The 21,527-nt window shown below is 75.8% G+C and carries 7 protein-coding genes and 1 riboswitch; of the genes, 6 read left to right on the top strand and 1 reads right to left on the bottom strand.

The features are described 5' to 3' along the window. Positions 1–29: 29 nt before the first annotated feature. The 4 genes from ACFU7Y_RS04645 (at position 30) to ACFU7Y_RS04630 (ending at position 15,889) form a co-directional block, all read left to right on the top strand. Positions 30–13,364 (top strand): amino acid adenylation domain-containing protein, encoded by a 13,335-nt coding sequence (locus ACFU7Y_RS04645; protein WP_380766467.1) that lies wholly within the window; start codon positions 30–32, stop codon positions 13,362–13,364. Positions 13,365–13,370: 6 nt separating this feature from the next. Continuing rightward, positions 13,371–14,666, top strand: coding sequence for an MFS transporter (locus ACFU7Y_RS04640; RefSeq protein WP_224282016.1), 1,296 nt, complete (start codon positions 13,371–13,373; stop codon positions 14,664–14,666). A 55-nt stretch (positions 14,667–14,721) separates the two neighbouring features. After that, positions 14,722–15,534, top strand: coding sequence for a dimethylargininase (ddaH, locus tag ACFU7Y_RS04635; RefSeq protein WP_224282017.1), 813 nt, complete (start codon positions 14,722–14,724; stop codon positions 15,532–15,534). Positions 15,535–15,667: 133 nt separating this feature from the next. Beyond that, the gene (locus tag ACFU7Y_RS04630) at positions 15,668–15,889 is read left to right on the top strand and encodes a hypothetical protein (protein ID WP_380766466.1); all 222 of its coding nucleotides are present in this window, start codon (positions 15,668–15,670) and stop codon (positions 15,887–15,889) included. Positions 15,890–15,936: 47 nt separating this feature from the next. On the opposite strand, the gene ACFU7Y_RS04625 is transcribed toward ACFU7Y_RS04630, so the two are convergent. Continuing rightward, positions 15,937–19,053, bottom strand: a complete 3,117-nt coding sequence (locus ACFU7Y_RS04625) for a BTAD domain-containing putative transcriptional regulator (protein ID WP_380766465.1) — start codon at positions 19,051–19,053, stop codon at positions 15,937–15,939. Between the two features lie 250 nt (positions 19,054–19,303). Here ACFU7Y_RS04625 and ACFU7Y_RS04620 point away from each other — a divergent pair, with 250 nt between their 5' ends. Beyond that, positions 19,304–20,377 (top strand): hypothetical protein, encoded by a 1,074-nt coding sequence (locus tag ACFU7Y_RS04620; RefSeq protein ID WP_380766463.1) that lies wholly within the window; start codon positions 19,304–19,306, stop codon positions 20,375–20,377. A 63-nt stretch (positions 20,378–20,440) separates the two neighbouring features. After that, positions 20,441–20,583, top strand: a riboswitch (SAM riboswitch). 200 nt (positions 20,584–20,783) lie between these two features. Further along, positions 20,784–21,497 carry an IclR family transcriptional regulator gene (locus tag ACFU7Y_RS04615; protein WP_224273710.1) on the top strand — a complete coding sequence of 238 codons (714 nt, stop codon included), beginning with the start codon at positions 20,784–20,786 and terminating at the stop codon, positions 21,495–21,497. Positions 21,498–21,527: the final 30 nt, after the last annotated feature.

Here is a 21,527-nt window from a genome sequence, read left to right as displayed (position 1 = left end):
CGTGAGCAGACCCGAGTAGAGGAAGCACCGTGATCCCGGTTTCGTACGCCCAACAGCGGCTCTGGCTGATCGACCAGATCGAGGGGCCGACCGCGCTGTACAACCTGCCGTTCGCCCTGCGCCTGCGCGGCGGGCTCGACACCGCCGCCCTGCGCGCCGCGACGGCGGACGTGGTCGCCCGGCACGAGGCCCTGCGCACGGTGTTCCCGGTGGCCGGGGGAGTCCCGGTGCAGCGGATCCTGTCGGCCGAGGAGGCGCAGCCGCGCTTCCTGGCCGTGGACTGCGCACCGGACGACTACCCGGCCCACCGGGACGCCGCGGCCGCCGAGACCTTCGACCTGAGCCGCGAACTGCCCATCCGGGTCACGGTGTTCACCCTCTCCCCGACCGAGCACGTGCTGCTCGTCGTGCTCCACCACATCGCCGGCGACGGCTGGTCGCTCGGCCCCCTGCTGCGCGACCTCGCCGACGCCTACCGGGCCCGGCTCGACGGCCGCGCCCCCGACTGGGAACCGCTGCCGATCCAGTACGCCGACTACGCGCTCTGGCAGCGCGACCTGCTCGGTGACGAGAACGACCCCGAGAGCCTGATCGCCCGCCAACTCGCCTACTGGCGCGCCGCCTCGGCCGGTCTCCCGGAGGAACTGGAGCTGCCGACGGACCGCCCCCGCCCGCCCGCCCCCACCGGCGCCGCCGACTCCGTCGACCTCGCCTGGGACGCCGGCCTGCACACCGCCCTGCTCGACCTCGCCCGCACCCACCGCACCACCCTGTTCACCGTCCTCCAGGCCGGCCTGGCCGCCCTGTTCACCCGGCTCGGCGCCGGCACCGACATCCCGCTCGGCACCGGCGTCGCCGGGCGCTCCGACGAGGCTCTGGACGACCTGGTCGGCTTCTTCGTGAATTCGCTGGTGCTGCGCGTCGACACTTCCCCTCGCTCCGCTGGGGACACCCCTACCGGTGACCCGAGCTTCGCCGAGCTGCTCGGCCGGGTCCGGGAGACCCAGCTCGACGCCTTCGCCCACCAGGACCTCCCCTTCGAGCGCCTCGTCGAGGAACTCAACCCGCCCCGGGTGCTCGGCCGCCACCCGCTGTTCCAGACCCTGCTGGTGCTCCAGAACCACGGCCAGGACGCCGGACTCGCCCTGCCCGGGCTGGAGTCCGCCCCCGAACCGATCGGCCTGCGGGTCGCCAAGTTCGACCTCAACATCGGCATCGCCGAACAGCACGGCCCGGACGGCGCCCCCGCCGGGCTCACCGGCTCGATCGAGTACGCCGCCGACCTCTACGACCGCACCACCGTCGCCACCCTGGCCGACCGGCTCGGCCGGCTGCTGGCCGGTGCCGCCGCCGACCCGCACGCACCCATCGGCACCCTGGACGTGCTCGCCCCCGAGGAACGCACCCGCATCCTCAGCGAGTGGAACGCCACCGACGCGCCCCGCCGGTCCGGCACCCTCGCCGAGTCCTTCGAGCGGCAGGCCGACCGCACCCCGCACGCCACCGCCCTCGCCCACGACGGCGGCACCCTCACCTACGCCGAACTCGACACCCGCGCCAACCGCCTCGCCCACCACCTGAGCGCGCTCGGCGTCGGCCCCGAGACCCCCGTCGCGATGCTGATGGAGCGCTCCGCCGACGTCGTCGTCGCCACCCTCGCCGTCCTCAAGGCCGGCGGCTGCTACGTCCCCATGCACCCCGGTCTGCCGGCCGAGCGGATGACCGGCGTGCTCGCCGACACCGGCGCCCCCGTGCTGCTCACCGACCGGGCCGACCCGGGCTTCCCGCACGGCGCCGCCGTGGTGCGCCCCGGCGACGAGGCCGGCGCCCCCGCCCACCGCCCCGGCCTGCCCGTCCACCCGGACCAGCTCGCCTACGCGATGTACACCTCCGGCTCCACCGGCCGCCCCAAGGGCGTCGCCGTGCGCCACCGCGACGTGCTCGACCTCGCCGCCGACCGGCGCTGGCAGGACGGCCGCCACCAGCGCGTCCTGCTGCACTCCCCGCACGCCTTCGACGCCGCCACCTACGAGATCTGGACGCCGTTGCTGGCCGGCGGCACCGTCGTGGTCGCCCCGCCCGGCGCCCTCGACGCCACCGCCCTGCACGCCGTCACCACCCGCCACGACGTCACCGCCGTCTTCCTCACCAAGGCCCTGTTCGACCTCGTCGCCGAGCAGGCCCCGGAGACCTTCGCCGCCCTGCGCGTCGTCTGCACCGGCGGCGAGGCCGCCTCCGGCGTCCTGATGCGCCGGGTCCTGGAGGCCTGCCCCGACCTGCTGCTCGCCCACGTCTACGGGCCCACCGAGACCACCACCTTCGCCACCCACCATCCGCTCGCCCCCGCCGATCTCGACGGCCCCCGGGTGCCGATCGGCGGCCCGCTGGACAACATGCGCAACTACGTCCTCGACGCCCGGCTGCGGCCCGTCCCGCCCGGTGTCCCCGGCGAGCTGTACCTGGCCGGCGCCGGCCTGGCCCGCGGCTACCTGGGCCGGCCCGGACTGACCGCCGAACGCTTCGTCGCCTGCCCGTACGCGCCGGGGGAGAGGATGTACCGCACCGGGGACCTCGTGCGGCTGCGCGGCGACGGCGCCGTGGAGTTCCTCGGCCGGATCGACGGCCAGGTCAAGCTGCGCGGCTTCCGGATCGAACTCGGCGAGATCGAGGCGGCGCTCTCCCGCCACCCCGCCGTCCGCCAGGTCATCGTGACCGCCCGTGAGGACCGCCCCGGTGACACCCGGCTGGTCGCCTACTGCACCGCCGACTCCACGCTCACCCCGGCCGAGCTGCGCGCCTTCGCCGGCACCGTCCTGCCCGGCTACATGGTCCCCGCCGTGGTCGTCCTGCTGGACGCGCTGCCGCTCAACGCCAACGGCAAGGTCGACCGCCGCGCCCTGCCCGCCCCCGACCTCGCCGCCGACGACACCGGGCGTGCCCCCCGCGACGAGCGCGAACGGGTGCTCTGCGAGCTCTTCGGCGAACTCCTCGGCATCGACGACATCACCATCGACGACGACTTCTTCGCCCTCGGCGGCCACTCCCTGCTCGCCACCCGCCTGGTCGGCCGGGCCCGCACCGAACTCGGCGTCGAACTCGCCATCGGCGACCTCTTCCAGGCGCCCACCGTCGCCGGGCTCGCCGACCGGCTCGCCGACCGCGCGACCGACACCCCCGCCCCGGCCCGCCCGGCGCTGCGCCCCGGCCCCCGGCCCGAGCGGGTGCCGCTCTCCTTCGCCCAGCGCCGGCTCTGGTTCCTCGCCCAGGCGGAGGGCCCTTCGGCCACCTACAACGTCACCCTCGCCCTGCGGCTGAGCGGTCCGCTCGACCCCGCCGCCCTGGCGGCCGCCCTCGGCGACGTCGTCCACCGGCACGAGGCCCTGCGCACCGTCTTCGGCGAGCAGGACGGCACCCCGTACCAGCGCGTCCTCGACGCCCCCGGCACCGGCCTGCTCACCGTCACCGACCGCCCGACCGGGGAACTCGCCGGCCACACCTTCGACCTCGCCACCGACCTCCCGGTCCACGCCTACCTGCGGCCCGAGGGGCCCGAGGAGCACGTGCTGGTCCTGGTCGTCCACCACATCGCCGGGGACGGCGCCTCGCTGGGCCCGCTCTACCGCGACCTCACCGACGCCTACCGGGCCCGCCTCGCCGGCGACGCCCCGCAGTGGGAGCCGCTGCCCGTCCAGTACGCCGACCACGCGCTCTGGCAGCACGAACTGCTCGGCGACGAGGACGACCCGCAGAGCCCGCTCTCCCGCCAACTCGCCCACTGGCGCGAGGCGCTGGCCGGGGCGCCCGAGGAACTCCCGCTGCCGCTGGACCGCCCCCGCCCGCCGGTCGCCACCCACCGCGGAGCGGTCGTCCCGCTGGAGTTCGACGCCGACCTGCACGCCCGGCTCACCGCACTCGCCGCCGAACACGGCGTGACCCTCTTCATGGTCCTACAGGCCGCGTACGCCACCCTGCTGCACCGCTTCGGCGCGGGCACCGACCTGCCGATCGGCACCCCGCTGGCCGGCCGCCTCGACGAGGCCGTGCAGGAGCTGGTCGGCTTCTTCGCCAACACCCTGGTGCTGCGCACCGACCTGTCCGGCCGCCCGAGCTTCGCCGACCTGCTGGGCAGGGTCCGGGAGACCGACCTGGCTGCCCACGCCCACCAGGACGTGCCCTTCGAGCGCCTGGTGGAGGAGCTGAACCCGACCCGCTCGACCGCCTGCCACCCGCTGTTCCAGGTGATGCTGGCCTTCGCGGGCGCCGCCGAGGACGGCCCGGACCTGCCCGGCGTGACGGTGACGGAGGAACCGGTCGACTTCGGGACGGCCACCTTCGACCTCACCCTGCGCCTGGTCGAGCGGCAGGGCGCCGAGGGCGCCACCGCGGGGCTGGCCGGCGTCCTGGAGTACGCCACCGACCTGTTCGACCGCGAGAGCGCCGAACAGCTGGCCGCCGCCCTGGAGTCGATCCTCCGCCAGGTCGCCGACGACCCCCGGCGGTCCGTCGCCGAGCTGGACGTCCTGCCCGCCGAGCAGCGGGCCGTGGCCGCGGGCGACCACACGCCGCTGCCCGAGCGGCTGCCCCTGGTGCCGGCCGCCTTCGAGGCGCAGGCCGCGGACACGCCGGAAGCGGTGGCCCTGGTCTGCGGCGACCTCGCCCTGACCTTCGCCGAGCTGAACGCCCGGGCCAACCGACTCGCCCACGAGCTGATCTCCCGGGGCATCGGCCCCGAGCGCGTGGTGGCACTGGCCCTGCCGCGCTCGGCGGAGACGGTGGTGGCCGTCCTCGCGGTGCTCAAGGCCGGCGGCGCCCATCTGCCGCTGGACGCCGAGTACCCGGCCGAGCGCACCGCCCACATGCTGGCCGAAGCCCGCCCGGCGCTGGTGCTCACCGACGAGCGCTGGCCGCTGCCCGAGGTGCTCGACGGGCACCCCGTGCTCGACCTCGCCGCGCAGCCGGCCGGCCCGGCGACGAACCCGGCGCCGCGGGCCGGCGCGGCCGACGCCGCCTACGTCATCTTCACCTCCGGCTCCACCGGCCGCCCCAAGGGCGTCGTGGTGCCGCACGGCGGCATCGCCGCGCTGCTGGCCGCCCACCGCACGGGTGTGATGGCCGGGGTCGCCCGGCAGCGGGTCGCGCTCACCGCCTCGCTCTGCTTCGACGCCTCCTGGGACGGCCTGCTGTGGCTGGTCGCCGGGCACGAGCTGCACCTGATCGGCGGCGACGTGCGCCGCGACGCCCGGGCCCTGGTCGGCCACGTGCGCGAGCAGGGGATCGGCGTCCTGGAGGTGACACCCTCCTACGCCGAGCAGCTGGTCGAGGAGGGCCTGCTGGAGGAGCCCGCGCCGGCCCTGGTGCTGCTCGGCGGCGAGGCCGTCGGCCAGGCGCTCTGGACGCGGCTGCGCGAGGCGCCCCACACCGCCGCCCACAACCTCTACGGGCCGACGGAGTGCACCGTCGACGCCCTGACCCACCCGCTGGAGGCCACCGGGCGGCCCGTGCTCGGCCGCACCGTCGCCGGCACCCGCTGCCACGTCCTCGACGAGTACCTCAACCCCGTCCCGGCCGGTGTGCCGGGGGAGCTGTACCTGGCCGGCGCCGGTCTGGCCCGCGGCTACCTGGACCGTCCCGGTCTGACGGCGGAGCGCTTCGTCGCCTGCCCGTACGCGCCGGGGGAGAGGATGTACCGCACCGGGGACCTGGTGCGCCGCACCCGAGACGGGGAGCTGGAGTACCTCGGCCGCACCGACCACCAGGTGAAGATCCGCGGCTTCCGCATCGAACTCGGCGAGATCGAGCGCGCCCTGACCGCCCACCCGCAGGTGCTCCAGGCCGCCGTCCTGCCCGACGGGGGCGGGCTGCGCCTGGTCGCGTACGTGGTCACCGACGGCCCGCTCGACCCGGCCGAGCTGCGCGCCACCGCCGCCCGGACGCTGCCCGGCTACATGCTGCCGGCCGCGATCGTGCCGCTGGACGCGCTGCCGCTGAACGCCAACGGCAAGCTGGACCGGTCCGCCCTCCCGGCACCGGACTTCGGTGCGCTGTCCGCCGGTCGTGCGGCGCGCTCCCCGCAGGAGGAGATCCTGTGCGGGCTGTTCGCGGAGGTGCTCGGCCTGGAGGCGGTCGGGATCGACGATGACTTCTTCGACCTGGGCGGTCACTCGTTGCTGGCCACCAAGCTGCTCAGTCGGGTGCGGGCGGCGCTGGGTGCGGAGTTGGGCATCCGGGACGTGTTCGAGGCGCCGAGCGTGGCGGGGCTGGCCGTCCGGCTGGGCGCCGGTTCGCAGCGAGCGGCGCTGAGCACGGGAGGCGAGCGCCCGGAGCGGGTGCCGCTGTCCTTCGCCCAGCAGCGCCTGTGGCTGATCGACCGGATGGAAGGCCCCAGCGCCCTCTACAACGCGCCGCTGGCGCTGCGCCTGACGGGGGAGCTGGACGCCGCCGCGCTGGAGCTCGCCCTCGGCGACGTGGTGACCCGACACGAGAGCCTGCGCACGCTGATCGCCGAGGAGGACGGCACCCCGTACCAGCGCGTCCTGCCGGCCGAGCAGGCCGTGGTCCCGCTCGACACCCGGGACTGCCCCGCCGACGAGGTGGCCGCCACGGTGGCCGGGCTGTGCCGCCACGCCTTCGACCTGCGTACCGAACTCCCCCTCCGCGCAGCCCTGTTGAGGGTCTCGGCCGAGGAGCACGTCCTGGTCCTGGCACTGCACCACATCGCCAGCGACGGCTGGTCCCTCGGCCCGCTGGTCCGCGACCTCACCGGCGCCTACGCGGCCCGCGCCGGGGGCACCACCCCCGGCTGGGCGCCGCTGCCCGTCCAGTACGCCGACTACGCGCTCTGGCAGCGCGAGCTGCTCGGCGAGGAGACCGACCCCGAGAGCCTGGCGGCCCGCCAACTCGCCCACTGGCGCGAGACCCTGGCCGACCTCCCGGACGAGGCGACGCTGCCGCTGGACCGCCCCCGCCCGCCCGTCGCCTCCCACCGCGGCGACCGGGTGGCGCTCACCCTCGGCGCGGAACTCCACGGCGCGCTCGGCGAGTTGTCGCGCGAGCACCGGGTGACGATGTTCATGACGGTGCAGGCGGCCCTCGCCGCGCTGCTCACCCGCCTCGGCGCGGGCACCGACATCCCGATCGGCTCGGTGGTGGCCGGGCGCTGCGACGAGTCGCTGGACGACCTGGTCGGCTTCTTCGTCAACACCCTGGTGCTGCGCACCGACACTTCCCCTCGCTCCGCTGGGGATACCCCTACCGGCTCCCCGAGCTTCGCCGAGCTGCTCGGCCGGGCCCGGGAGACCGCCCTCGGCGCCTACGCCCACCAGGACGTGCCCTTCGAGCGCCTGGTGGAGGAGCTCAGGCCCGCCCGCTCGCTCGCCCGCCACCCGCTGTTCCAGGTCATGCTGGTGCTCCAGAGCAACGAGCAGGCCGAGCCGGACACGGCGGGCCTGCACATCGAGCCCCTCACGGCGGGCACCGGCTCCGCCAAGTTCGACCTCAGCCTGATCGCCGAGGAATCCTTCGGCCCCGACGGCGAGCCCGCCGGGATCGACTGCGCCCTCGACTACGCCACCGACCTCTTCGACCGGGAGACCGTCGAGGCCGTCGCCGTACGGTTCGCTCGGCTGCTGGCGGCGGTGGCCGCCCGGCCCGAGCTGCCGATCGGCCGGATCGAGCTGCTGTCGGCCCAGGAGCGTGCCGCGCTCCCGACCGCCGGTGGCGCCCTGCCGGCCGAAGTCCCGCTGCTGCCCGCCGCCTTCGCGGCCCAGGCCGCCCGCACCCCGGAGGCCGTCGCCCTGGTCTGCGGCGACACCCGGCTGACCTTCGCCGAGCTGAACAGCCGCGCCAACCGGCTGGCCCACCGCCTGCGGGCCGCGGGCGCCGGTCCGGAGTCGGTGGTCGCCCTCGCCCTGCCGCGCTCGGCGGAGACGGTGGTGGCCATGCTCGCCGTGCACAAGGCCGGCGGCGCCTACCTGCCGCTGGACGCCGAGTACCCGGCCGAGCGCACCGCCCACATGCTCGCCGACGCCCGCCCGGCGCTCGCCCTGACCGACGACCGCTGGCCGCTGCCGGAGGTGCTGGCCGGCCTGCGCACCCTGGACGTCGCCTCGCCGTCCGAGAACTCCGAGGACTCCGAGAACTCCGAGGGCAGCGCGCCCGACCCGGGGTGGTGCGCCCTCGACCCGGGCGACGCCGCCTACGTCATCTACACCTCGGGCTCCACCGGCCGCCCCAAGGGCGTCGTGGTGCCGCACGGCGCCGTCGCCGCCCTGCTGGCCGCCCACCGCGCCACCCTGATCCGGGGCACCGAGGAGGCCCGCGGCCGGCAGCGGATCGCGCTCACCGCCTCACTCTGCTTCGACGCCTCCCTGGAGCCCGTGCTCTGGATGCTCGCCGGGCACGAGCTGCACCTGATCGGCGACGAGCTGCGCCGCGACCCGGCGGCGCTGGTCCGCCACACGGCCGCCGCCGGCATCGACGCCCTGCACATCACCCCGTCCTACACCGAGCAGCTGATCGAGGAGGGGCTGCTGGACGCACCCGCGCCGCGCCTCCTGCTGCTCGGCGGCGAGGCCGTCGGCCAGGCACTGTGGCAGCGGCTGCGGGAGCACCCCGACACCGCGGGCCACAACTTCTACGGCCCGACCGAGGCCACCGTCTACGCGCTGACCCAGCCGTTCGACGCGGTGGAGCGCCCGGGGCTCGGCGATCCGATCGCCGGCGTGCGGGCGTACGTGCTGGACGAGTACCTCAACCCCGTCCCGGTGGGTGTGCCGGGGGAGTTGTACCTGGCCGGCGCCGGTCTGGCCCGTGGCTACCTGGGCCGTCCGGGCCTGACGGCGGAGCGCTTCGTGGCCTGCCCCTTCGAGGCGGGCGTGAGGATGTACCGCACCGGGGACCTGGTGCGCCGCACCCGCGACGGCGGCGTGGAGTACCTGGGCCGCACCGACCACCAGGTGAAGATCCGCGGCTTCCGCATCGAACTCGGCGAGATCGAGCAGGTGCTGGCCCGCCACCCCGCCGTCCGGCAGGCCGTGGTCACCGTCCGCGAGAGCGACACCGGCGACCGGCGACTGGTCGCCCACTGCACCGTGGGTCAGGAGTCGCCCGAACTCGGCGTCGAGCTGCGGCGGTTCGCCGCCGAGTCGCTGCCCGGCTACATGGTGCCGGCCGCCGTCGTCCTGCTCGACACCCTGCCCCTGACGGGCAGCGGCAAGGTCGACCACCGGGCGCTCCCCGAACCGGACTTCGGTGCGCTGTCCGCCGGTCGTGCGGCGCGCTCCCCGCAGGAGGAGATCCTGTGCGGGCTGTTCGCGGAGGTGCTCGGCCTGGAGGCGGTCGGGATCGACGACGACTTCTTCGACCTGGGCGGTCACTCGCTGCTGGCCACCAAGCTGCTCAGCCGGGTGCGGGCGGCGCTGGGTGCGGAGTTGGGCATCCGGGACGTGTTCGAGGCGCCGAGTGTGGCGGGGCTGGCCGTCCGGTTGGGTGCCGGTTCGCAGCGGCTGGCGCTGAGCGCGGGAGGTGAGCGCCCGGAGCGGGTGCCGCTGTCCTTCGCCCAGCAGCGCCTGTGGCTGATCGACCGGATGGAAGGCCCCAGCGCCCTCTACAACCTGCCGCTCGTCCTGCGCGTGGCGGGGGAGTTGGACACCGTCGCGCTGGAGCTCGCCCTCGGCGACGTGGTGGCCCGGCACGAGAGCCTGCGCACGCTGATCGCCGAGGAGGACGGCACCCCGTACCAGCGGATCCTGCCCGCCGAGCGGGCCCGCGTCCGGGTCGAGCTGCTGCCGCCCGGCACCGATCCGGCGAGCTGCACGGCCCGCCCCTTCGACCTGGCCGCCGACCTCCCCGTCCGCGCCCACGTCATCCCGGCCGGGCCCGGGGAGCACCTGCTCGCCCTCGTCCTGCACCACATCGCCGGGGACGGCTGGTCGATGGGCCCGCTGCTGCGCGACCTCGCCACGGCCTACGCGGCCCGCACCGGCGGCGCGGCCCCGCAGTGGGCGCCGCTGCCCGTCCAGTACGCCGACTACGCGCTCTGGCAGCGCGAGCTGCTCGGCGAGGAGGAGGACGGGGAGAGCCTGCTCTCCCGCCAACTCGCCCACTGGCGCGAGGCGCTGGCCGGCCTGCCCGAGGAGCTGTCACTGCCCGTCGACCGGCCGCGTCGCGCGGCCGCCTCCCACCGCGGCGAGCGGGTCGTCGTGCCCTACGGCGCGGAACTCCACGGCGCGCTCGGCGAGTTGTCGCGCGAGCACCGGGTGACGATGTTCATGACGGTGCAGGCGGCCCTCGCCGCGCTGCTCACCCGCCTCGGCGCGGGCACCGACATCCCGATCGGCTCGGTGGTGGCCGGGCGCTGCGACGAGGCGCTGGACGACCTGGTCGGCTTCTTCGTCAACACCCTGGTGCTGCGCACCGACACGTCCGGCAACCCGAGCTTCACCGAGCTGCTGGCCCGCGTCCGGGAGACCCAACTCGACGCCCACGCCCACCAGGACGTGCCCTTCGAGCGCCTGGTGGAGGAGCTGAACCCGGCCCGCTCGCTGGCCCGTCACCCGCTCTTCCAGGTGGCACTGCTGCTGGAGGGCCAGGGCGACTGCGCGCCGCTCGCCCCGGCCGGCCTGGACGCCTCCGTGGAGTCCTCCGCCGGGACGGTCGCCAAGTTCGACCTGAGCGTGGGCCTCGGCGAGTCCTTCGACGCGGACGGCACGCCCGCAGGCCTGGAGTGCGCGATCGACTTCGCCACCGACCTCTTCGACCGGGAGACCGTCGAGGCCATCGCCGTCCGCTTCGGCCGGCTGCTGGCGGCGGTGGCCGCCCGGCCCGAGCTGCCGATCGGCCGGATCGAGCTGCTGTCGGCCCAGGAGCGCGCCGCGCTCCCGACCGCCGGTGGCGCCCTGCCGGCCGAAGTCCCGCTGCTGCCCGCCGCCTTCGAGGCCCAGGCCGCCCGCAGCCCGCAGGCCCCGGCCCTGGTCTGCGGTGACACCGTGCTGACCTTCGCCGGGCTGAACGCCCGGGCCAACCGGCTCGCCCACCACCTGATCGGGGAGGGCGTCGGCCCCGAATCGGTGGTCGCCCTCGCCCTGCCGCGCTCGGCCGAGAGCGTCATCGCGATCCTGGCCGTCCTCAAGGCCGGTGGCGCCTACCTGCCGCTGGACGCCGACCACCCGGCCGAGCGCACCGCCGACACCCTCGCCGACGCGGCCCCCGCCCTGGTCCTCACCGACAGCCGGTGGCCGAAGCCCGAGGCGCTGGCCGGCGTGCCCGCCCTGGACGTCGCCGGGGCGACCGGACCGGACACCGACCCGGCGCCGCGCGCCTCGGCCGACCACGCCGCCTACCTGATCTACACCTCGGGCTCCACCGGCCGCCCCAAGGGCGTCGTGGTGCCGCACGGCGCCGTCGCCGCCCTGCTGGCCGCCCACCGCGGCCGGCTGATCGCCACCGCCGAGGCCGCTCACGGCCGACTGCGGGTCGCGCTCACCGCCTCGCTGTCCTTCGACGGATCACTTCAGAGCCTGCTCTGGATGTTCGCCGGGCACGAACTGCACCTGATCGGCGACGAACTGCGCCGCGACCCGGCCGCCCTGGTCCGGCACGTGCGCGCGGCGGGCATCGGTGCCATGGACGTCACCCCCTCCTACGCCGAGCAACTCCTCGCGGAGGGCCTGCTGGAGGAGGCCGCTCCGTCGGTGCTGGTGCTCGGCGGCGAGGCCGTCGGGCAGCAGCTCTGGACCGCCCTGCGCGAGGCGCCGGGCACCGCCGCCCACAACCTGTACGGTCCGACCGAGGCCACCGTCTACACCCTCGGCCGGCCCGTCGACGCCGCGGAGCGCCCGGGGCTCGGCGATCCGATCGCCGGCGTGCGGGCGTACGTGCTGGACGAGTACCTCAACCCCGTCCCGGCGGGTGTGCCGGGGGAGTTGTACCTGGCCGGCGCCGGTCTGGCCCGCGGCTACCTGGGCCGTCCGGGCCTGACGGCGGAGCGCTTCGTCGCCTGCCCCTTCGAGGCGGGCGTGAGGATGTACCGCACCGGGGACCTGGTGCGCCGCACCCGCGACGGCGGCGTGGAGTACCTGGGCCGCACCGACCACCAGGTGAAGATCCGCGGCTTCCGCATCGAACTCGGCGAGATCGAGCACGTGCTGACGCTCCACCCGCAGGTGCTCCAGGCCGCCGTCCTGCCCGACGAGGGCGGGCTGCGCCTGGTCGCGTACGTGGTCACCGACGGCCCGCTCGACCCCGTCGAACTGCGCGCCTTCGCCGCCGGCCACCTGCCCGGCTACATGCTGCCCGCCGCCGTCGTCCCGCTGGACGCGCTGCCCCTCACCGGCAGCGGCAAGCTCGACCGGACGGCGCTGCCCGCACCGGACTTCGGACGGCTCGCCGGCGGCCGCGCCGCCCGGACGCCGCAGGAGGAGCTCCTCTGCGCGCTGTTCGCCGAGACCCTCGGCCTGGAGGGCGTCGGCATCGACGACGACTTCTTCGACCTCGGCGGCCACTCCCTGCTCGCCATGAAGCTTCTCGCCCGGGTCCGCACCGCCCTCGGCGTGGACCCCGGCATGCGGGCGCTGTTCGAGGCACCCACCGTCGCCGGGCTCGCCCGACGGCTCGACCACGGCCCGGCGGCCGACGCGCTGGACGTCCTGCTGCCGCTGCGCGCCGGCGGCGACCGGGCCCCGCTGTTCTGCGTCCACCCGGCGGCCGGCATCAGCTGGGTCTACTCCGGGCTGCTGCGCCACCTCGGCCCCGAGCAGCCGGTGTACGGCCTCCAGGCCCGGGGCCTGCGCGGCGACGCACCGGCGAGCGTCGCCGACATCGCCGAGGACTACGTGCGGCAGATCCGTGCGGTGCGTCCCGACGGCCCGTACCACCTGCTGGGGTGGTCCTTCGGCGCGGTGGTCGCGCAGGAGATGGCCGTGCGGCTGCGGGCCGAGGGCGCCGAGGTCGGCCTGCTGGCCCTGCTCGACGGCGCCCCGGCGGCCCGCAGCGCCGACGCCCCGCCCGTCGAAGCCGCCGACACCCTCGCGGAGTTGCTGCACTCGCTCGGCTACGACCCGGCCGACGGACGGGGCCTCGCCGATCTGCGGGCCGTGCTCGGGCAGGCCGTGGCTGTGCTGCCGGAGGTCTTCGACCGGCACCGCAAGCTGATGGCCGAGCACGTGCCCGACCGCTACCGGGGGGACGCCGTCTTCTTCGGGGCGACCACCGGAAAGCCCGCCGACTGGCCGTACGAGCAGGCCTGGCGGCCGTACCTGGACGGCCGGATCGAGAGCCACCGGCTCGCCTGCGCCCACGGCGAGCTGACCCAGCCGGAACCCCTCGCACGGATCGCCGCCGTGCTGGCCGAGAAGCTTGGAGCGTGACCCGCGATGACCACCACCGTCCCGATCGAGTCACCGGCGCCGCCGCAGCGGCCGCGCAGCCGGTGGGGCCTGTGGGCCCAGGGGGACTTCCGCAGGCTCTGGATCGGTGAGACCACCAGCACCCTCGGTACGGCCGTCGGGAGCGTGGCGCTGTCCCTGGTGGCCGTGGTCACCCTGGGCGCCGGCCCCTTCGCGGTGGGCGTGATCAACGCCGCCGCCTGGCTGCCCTGGCTGTTCCTCGGCCTGCCGGCCGGTGCCTGGGTGGACCGCTGGCCCCGGCTGCGGGTGATGCTGGTCTGCGACCTGCTGCTGCTCGTCCTCTTCGGCAGCGTCCCGGTGGCCGCCTGGCTGGGGGCGCTCTCCCTCGCCCAGCTGGTGGTGGTGGCCCTGCTGACCGGGGCGGTGAAGGTGTTCTTCTCCACCGCCTACGGGGCGGTACTGCCCACCCTGGTGGCGAAGGCCGACCTGCTGGAGGCCAACGTCAAGCTGCGCTCCGGGGCCTCGGCGGCGGACATCGCCGGCCCGGGCGTGGCCGGTCTGCTCGCGCAGGCCTTCGGCGCCGCCAGCGGGATGCTCGCGGACTCGCTCACCTACCTGGTGTCGGCGCTCTGCCTGCGGCGGATCAGGACGGAGGAACGCCCCCCGCCGGTGTCCGAGCGGCGCGGCATCCCGCGCGAGATCGGCGAGGGCGTCCGGTTCCTGCTGCGCGATCCCTACCTGCGCACGCTGGCCTGCTTCGCGGCGGTCGGCAACCTGGGACTGAACGGCATCCAGGCGGTGCAGACGGTCTTCCTGGTGCGCAGCGTGGGGATCGAACCGGGCGAGGTGGGCGCGGTGTTCGCGCTGGTGAGCGTCGGCGGGCTGGCCGGTGCGGTGCTGGCCGGGCGGATCGCCCGCCGGCTGGGCACCGCACGCGGGCTGCTGGTCTGCGAGCTGGTGGTCGCGCCCTTCATCCTGCTGCTGCCGTTGGCGGGCGAGCGGCTGCCGCTCGTGGTCAGCGCGCTCGCCTGGGCGGTCGCGGTCTGCGGCGTGGTGGCGGGCAACGTCCTGGCCGGCAGCTTCTCCCAGGCCTACTGCCCGCCCGAGATGATCGGCCGGATCCGGGCCAGCTCCGCGACCCTCAACTACAGCGCGATCCCCGTGGGCGCCCTGCTCGGCGGCTACCTCGGCGAGGTGATCGGCGCCCGCAGCACCATCTGGCTGATGGCGGGCGTGCTGCTCTCGGCCGGCGGGGTGCTGCTGGCCAGTCCGCTGCGCGGCCTGCGCGACTTCCCGACCCGGCCGTCGGCCCCCGCCGCCTGACCGCACCGCCTTGCCCGCGCCACCTCCCGACCCGCCCCCACCCCGGAGGACCCCGATGACCCGCACCGCCCGCCCGCGCCACTACCTGATGTGCCGTCCGACCCACTTCGACGTCACGTACGCGATCAACCCGTGGATGGACCCCGCCAAGCCGGTGGACACCGACCTCGCGGTCGCCCAGTGGGAGCGGCTGTACGCCCTCTACGGCGAGCTCGGCCACCGGGTCGACCTGATCGACCCGCTGCCCGGCCTGCCCGACATGGTGTACGCGGCCAACGGCGCCACCGTGGTGGACGGCAAGGTGCTCGGCGCGCGCTTCCGCAACGCCGAGCGGGCCGCCGAGGGCCCGGCCTACCTGGAGTGGTTCCGCGCCAGGGGCTTCGAGACGCGCGATCCGGAGCACGTCAACGAGGGCGAGGGGGACCTGCTGCTGACCGCGGGCTTCGTGCTGGCCGGGCGGGGCTTTCGCAGCGTGGCCGACGGGCACGCGGAGGCCCAGGAGTTCTTCGGGCGGCCCGTGGTCGGCCTGGAGCTGGTCGACCCGCGCTACTACCACCTGGACACCGCGCTCGCCGTGCTCGACGGCGACGAGATCATGTACAACCCGGAGGCCTTCTCGGCCGGCAGCCGTGCCGTCCTGCGCCGGCTGTTCCCGGACGCCCTGCCGGTGGACGGCACCGACGCGGCGGTGTTCGGCCTCAACGCGGTGAGCGACGGCCTGCACGTGGTGCTGCCGGAGGCGGCCGTCGGGCTGGCCGCGCGGTTGCGCGAGCGCGGCTTCCGGCCGATCGGGATGGACCTCAGCGAGCTGCTCAAGGGCGGCGGCAGCGTGAAGTGCTGCACCCTGGAGATCCGTTCGGCGCCCTGAGCGGGCGGCGCCGAGCACCGTTGACCACCGGTGCTCGGCTGTAGATCGGCCGTTGAACGCCCCCGGCCAGACTGGTGCCACACCAGGACGGAACCCCTTCCCACCGGGGAAGCGAGTCAAGGGAGTACCAGAGATGACGCAGCGTCCGGCCACCGCCCGCACCCGCCTGCGGATGTTCACGGTCGGCCTCGGGGTGGTCGTCGCCCTGGGCACCGGCCTGTCCGCCACGGTCGCCGTGGCGGAGGCTTCCGACGCCGGCGCGGCGACGGTGGTGAGCGGCGACGTGACGCCGACGCCCACCCCGACCCCCACCGCGACCGGCGGCACCGGCGACTGGAACAGCACCGGCTCCTGAGCACACCGGCTCCTGCGCACACCGGAACCGGCAGCAGGATCGATTCCTCAGCAGCCCGAGGACAACCGGTCAGCGGCCCGCCACCCATCCGGGACCGACGGGGCCTTGGCGGCCGGACCCTCCCCCCGGGGCAGCAGCCCCGCCACCTCCCGCGCCTCCGGCAGCCCCAGCCGGAGGAAGATCCGATGGGCCTCCCGCAGCCGGCCGTACGCCTCGGCCTCGCGCCCGAGGTCGGCCAGTGTCCGGCCCAGCACCACCAGCGCGTGGCCCTGGTCCCGCTCGGCACCCAGCTCCTCGCACAGCTCCAGCGCCTGCCCGGCGTGCTCCAGGGCCTCGTCCGTCCGGCCCAGCGACCGCAGACTGTCCGCCATCCGGTAGCGGGCGTGCGCGGCCCGGGCCCGCAGACCGGCCGCCGAGGCCACCGCCAGGCACTCGCCGAACCAGGTGACCGCCTCCTCGTGCCGCTCCAGCCCGTGCAGCGCCAGCCCCAGCACGTACAGCGTGTACGCCCGGCCCGGATCGTCGTGCCGGGTCCGCAGCTCGGCCAGCACCTCGTGGCAGATCGGTACCGCCTCGGCGGCCCGCCCGCTGCGCACCCGGGCCAGCGCGGCGTTGACCGTCGTCACCAGCGCCCCGGAGCGGTGGCCGAGTTCGCGGGCCAGCGACAGCGCCTCGTCGTAGTGCTCCACGGCCTCGTCGTAGCGGCTGAGGAACTGGCAGACCAGGCCGAGGTCGTTCAGCGCCTGGCGCAGGATCACCGTGTCGCCCGCCGAGCGGGAGGCGGCCACCGCCAGCCGGGAGGCCGCCTCCGCCTCCTCCAGGCGGGTGGCGGCCAGGGCGACGTTGCCGCGCAGGAAGTGCGCCCGACCAGCTGCCCGGTGGTCGGCACGACGGGCCGCGGCCGCGGCCAGGGCCTGCGCGGTGGTGGCCAGCTGGCGGCTGGGCGGGGCGAGGAGGAACGGGGTGAGCGCGATCAGCAGGTCGATCGCGGCGCGCAGCGGCTCCGGCGCCGCACCGTCGGCCGGGGCCGAAGGGGCGGTGGCGTCGTCGTCCGTGACCGTCCAGCCCGCCACCTGCGCGGCCAGCGCGATCGCCCCGGAGCCCTCCGCCTCGGCCCAGGCCCGCGCCCCGTCCGGGCCGTCCAGGGGGACGCCCGCGCTGCGGGCCGGCCCGAGCGCACCGGCCGCCGGGTCCCCGGGGACGGCGTGCTGGAAGGCGGTGCACGCGGTGGCCAGCAGGTGGTCCAGCATCCGGTCGCGGGCCGCCACGGCCGCGCCGGGATCGTCCGGACGGCGCCGGGCGAACGCGCGCAACAGGTCGTGGAAGCGGTAGCGGCCGGGGAAGGGCGACTCCATCATCGCCACGTCCACCAGGGCCTCCAGCAGGTCCTCGGCGTCGTACTCGTCCAGGTCCAGCAGGGCGGCCGCGGCCTGCAGCCCGAGGTCCGGGCCGTCCACCGAGGCGGCCAGCCGGAACGCCCGGGCCTGGGCGGGCGTCAACTGGCGGTAGCTCAGTTCGAAGGCGGCCGCCACCTCCAGGTCGCCGATGCGCAGCTCGTCGATCCGCCGGCGCTCGACCGCCAGCCGGCGGCCCAGCGTCTGCACCGTCCAGCTCGGCCGGGCGGCCAGCCTGGCCGCCACGATCCGGACCGCGAGCGGGAGGTGGCCGCAGACGAGCAGCAGCTCCCGGGCGGCCTGCGCCTCGGCGGCCAGCCGCTCGGCGCCGATGGTGCGGCCCAGCAGTTCGAGCGCCTCCTCGGGTTCGAAGACGCCGAGGTCGGCCTGGACGGTCGCGGGCAGGCCGGACAGCCGGGTGCGGCTGGTGGTGAGGACGGCGCAGCCGACCGCGCCCGGCAGCAGCGGTCTGATCTGCGCGGTGTCGTGGACGTTGTCGAGCACCAGCAGCAGCCGCCGGCCGTCCACCACCGAGCGGAACAGCGCCGAGCGGGCGTCCAGTCCGTCCGGCACCGCGTCGGCCGGCACGCCGAGCGCGACCAGGAAGCCGCTGAGCACCGCCTCCGGATCGGCCGGGGTGGCGTCGGCGCCCCGCAGGTCGACGTAGAGCTGCCCGTCCGGGTAGGCCTCGCGGACCCGGTGGGCGACGTGCAGGGCCAGCGCGGTCTTGCCGACCCCGCCCATGCCGACCACGGTCGCGATGACCAGCGCCTGCTGGCCCGGCGCGCCGAGGGCCCCGCCCAGCCGCTCCACCAGCACCGTTCTGCCGGTGAAGTCGGCCGCGTCGGGCGGAAGCTGGGCCGGTCTCGGGGTCGGAGCGGCGGCCCCGGCCGGGGCGGTGGCGGGTACGTCCGGCACCGCCGGTCCGGCGGGCGGGTCCGGCGACTCGACCCCGGGCGCGGCCGGCTCCGCACTGCCGGCGAGGAGCGCGACGGACGGCGCCGGGGCGGCGAGCGACGGGTCGCCCTCCAGGATCCGCTGGTGCAGCAGGTCCAGCTCCGCGCCGGGCGCCACCCCCAGTTCGGCCAGGAACAGCTGACGCGCGCCGCGGAACACCGCCAGCGCGTCCGCCTGCCGCCCGGCCTGGTACAGCGCGCGCATCAGCAGCCCGTACGCCCGTTCGTGCAGCGGGTGTTCGGTGGTCAGCGAGGTCAGCTCCGGAATGCACCGGGAGTAGCGCCCCAGCGCCAGGTCCAGGGCGATCCGCTCCTCCAGCAGGGTCAGCCGCAGTTCCTGGAGCCGCTGGCGCTGCCGCTGCGCGAACGGACCGGGGATGCCGGCCAGCGGCTCGCCCTGCCACAACTCCAGCGCCTGGTTCAGCAGGTCGCGCGCCTGCTGCGGCTCTCCGGCGGCCGCCGTGCGCTCGGCCTGCGCGGCCAGCTCCTCCGCCTGTGCCGCGTCCACCGCGTGCTTGGGCAGCACCAGCCGGTAGCCGTCCCCGACCGAGGTCAGCACGGTCGGCGCGTCCGGCTCCTCGCCGTGCAGGATCTTGCGCCACCGCCAGGCGTAGGTGCGCACCGTCGTCATCGCGGTGCCCGGCGGCTCCTCACCCCACAGGGCGTCGATCAGATCGGTGGCGCTCGCACCGTGTCCGGGCCGGAGCAGCAGCACCGCCAGCATGGCCTGCTGCTGTGGGCTGCCCACCTTCAGCACGGTCACGCCGCGCTGCGCCCGCATCAGACCCAGGACCGAGAACCGGAAATCATCCATTCCTGCACCTGCCCGCCTCATGTGCTCGCCCCCGCCCGCGCACGTGCCGCCCCCCGAATTGATGAGCCCCTATCAACCCACGGCACCCGGTGGGATGTCGAGGGATCGTCGACCCGGTGGTGATCCGGTGTTGATCGGCCGTCACCACAATCGGTGGTGTGGCGCCCGCGGTCGGCCCGGCACCAACCGTCGGACCCGCCACGTCCCCGGCCGCCCGGCCGACCATCACGGCTCTCGGAGGCGGACGCCCATGAAGACCGACCTGCTCCACCGGCTGCTCGACGTCGACCCGGTCGCCGGACCGGTCGAGCTGCTCCACCGTGCCCGCGGCGACCGCCACCTCCCGTACCTGGTGCTCGCCGCGCTCGCCAGGGACGGCGTCCGGATGGGCGAGCACGCCCGGGCCGAGCTGCGGCGCGCCCGCGACCGGGCCGACTGCTACGCCAGGGTCGCCCGCGGGCTCGCCGACGCAACCGTGGTCCGCCCGATCCGCGACCTGCCACTGGCCGGCTACTACCCGCCCGACCTGCCCCGGCCGCTGGGCGTGCTCAGCCTCGTCAGCCCCACCGAGGCCACGCTCTGGCAGGCCGTCAACCGGCTGGTCACCGACCACCCCGTGGAGTCCGTGGAGGTCACCCTGCTCGGCGAGCGGCCCCGGCACACCGCCGTCACCCTGCGCTGGCCGGCCGAGGACCCGCTGCTCGACCCGTGGTACGAGGTGCGGGTCGCGACCGCCGCGCTCACCGGCGACCTCGCCACCGTCCCGGTCCGGCCCTACCTGGCCGCCGACGACCACGTGGAGTGCCTGATCGCCCTCGCCGAGGAGGGGCTCGGGCGCGCCTTCCTCGCGGGCGACGTGATCGACGTGGCCCACCTCGCCGGGCAGCCCTTCGAACCCGTCGAGACCGCCGAGGTGGTCGCCGCCTACCGGCTCGCCCCGGAGGCCGCGGCCCTCCTCGACCTCGCCGCCGAGCACGTGCCGCTGGGCTCCCTGCGGGACGTGCGCACCGTTCTGGAGGCCGAGGTCGCGCCCGAACTCGGCCGCCGCCGGACCCTCGCCCGCCCGCTCCGGCCCCGCCACGGCACCCTGCTGCGCCGCACCGTCATCCGGCACCAGTGGGACGAGGCCCTGCTGCTGCCGGCCGGCGAGGCCGGCCTGCTGCTCACCCCGGTCGCCGACTACCTGCTCGGCCCGGAGGGCACCCGGCCGACGGCGGCCGAACGCGCCGCCGCCCTCGCCGCCCTGCGAGCCTGGGACACGACCGCCCCCGGCAGCCCGGACCAGGCCCGGTGCACCGGCCTGTCGGAGCCGCGCCACCGCTGAGCGGCCGCAGGGGTGGGCGGGGGGCTTGGCGACCAGCCCGGGGAATCTTGTATGGTTCCAGGCGAATCATCCAGAGGGGTGGAGGGACCGGCCCTACGAAGCCCCGGCAACTCCCCGGTCGACCCGGCGTCCGAAGTACGCGCCGTGCCGTCTGGGATCAGTGCCAACTCCGGCCTGTCGCCACTGTGGCGCGGGAAAGATGAGGAGACACGGTGCTCTCTGTGCTGTCCTTCGCCCGGGCGCTTCCCGCCCCGGCGCTTTCGCGTACCCGTCTCGTGCCCGGCGCAGGCAATCGGCCGACTTCTGCGGCCCGTCCTCGCTGACCACCCCCCGGCTCCCCGCCAGGAGCCGCCGTGAGCAGCGCCCACCCGCTGCTCCCGGGCCTTGAGACTGGAGTACCCCACCCATGGAGAACACGAGCGGCGTCGGCGTGCTCGACAAGGTCACCTCGATCCTCGGCGTCCTGGAGGCCGGTCCCGCCACCCTGGGCGGCCTCGTCGCCGCCACCGGCATGGCGCGGCCCACCGCCCACCGGCTGGCCGTCGCCCTTGAGCACCACCGCCTGGTCAGCAGGGACATGCAGGGCCGGTTCATGCTCGGCCCCCGGCTCGGCGAGCTCTCGGCGGCCGCCGGCGAGGACCGGCTGCTGGCCGCGGCCGGATCGGTCCTCACCCAGCTCCGGGACGTCACCGGCGAGAGCGCCCAGCTCTACCGCCGGCAGGGCGAGGTCCGGATCTGCGTGGCCGCCGCCGAACGCCTCACCGGCCTGCGCGACACGGTTCCGGTGGGGATCACCCTGCCCATGAAGGTCGGCTCCGCCGCCCAGGTCCTGCTCGCCTGGGAGGAGCCCGAGCGCCTCCACCGCGGCCTGCAGGGCGCCCGGTTCACCGCCACCGCCCTGAGCGGCGTACGGCGCCGCGGCTGGGCCCAGTCCGTCGGCGAGCGCGAGCTCGGGGTCGCCTCCGTCTCCGCGCCGGTCCGCGGCCAGTCCAACCGGGTCGTGGCCGCCGTCTCGGTCTCCGGCCCGGTCGAACGGCTCACCCGCCACCCCGGCGCCCACCTCGCCCAGGCCGTCGTCGAGGCGGCCCACCGCCTCACCGAGGCCCTGCGCCACCCGTGACCGGCCCGCCCGTCCGGGGCGTACCTCCGC

It is taken from the genome of Kitasatospora sp. NPDC057542 (assembly GCF_042801945.1).
In the GTDB taxonomy this organism is placed as follows: Bacteria; Actinomycetota; Actinomycetes; order Streptomycetales; family Streptomycetaceae; genus Kitasatospora.
Note: the sequence above shows the minus strand (reverse complement) of the source record. Positions and strands in the feature narration are given on the sequence as shown.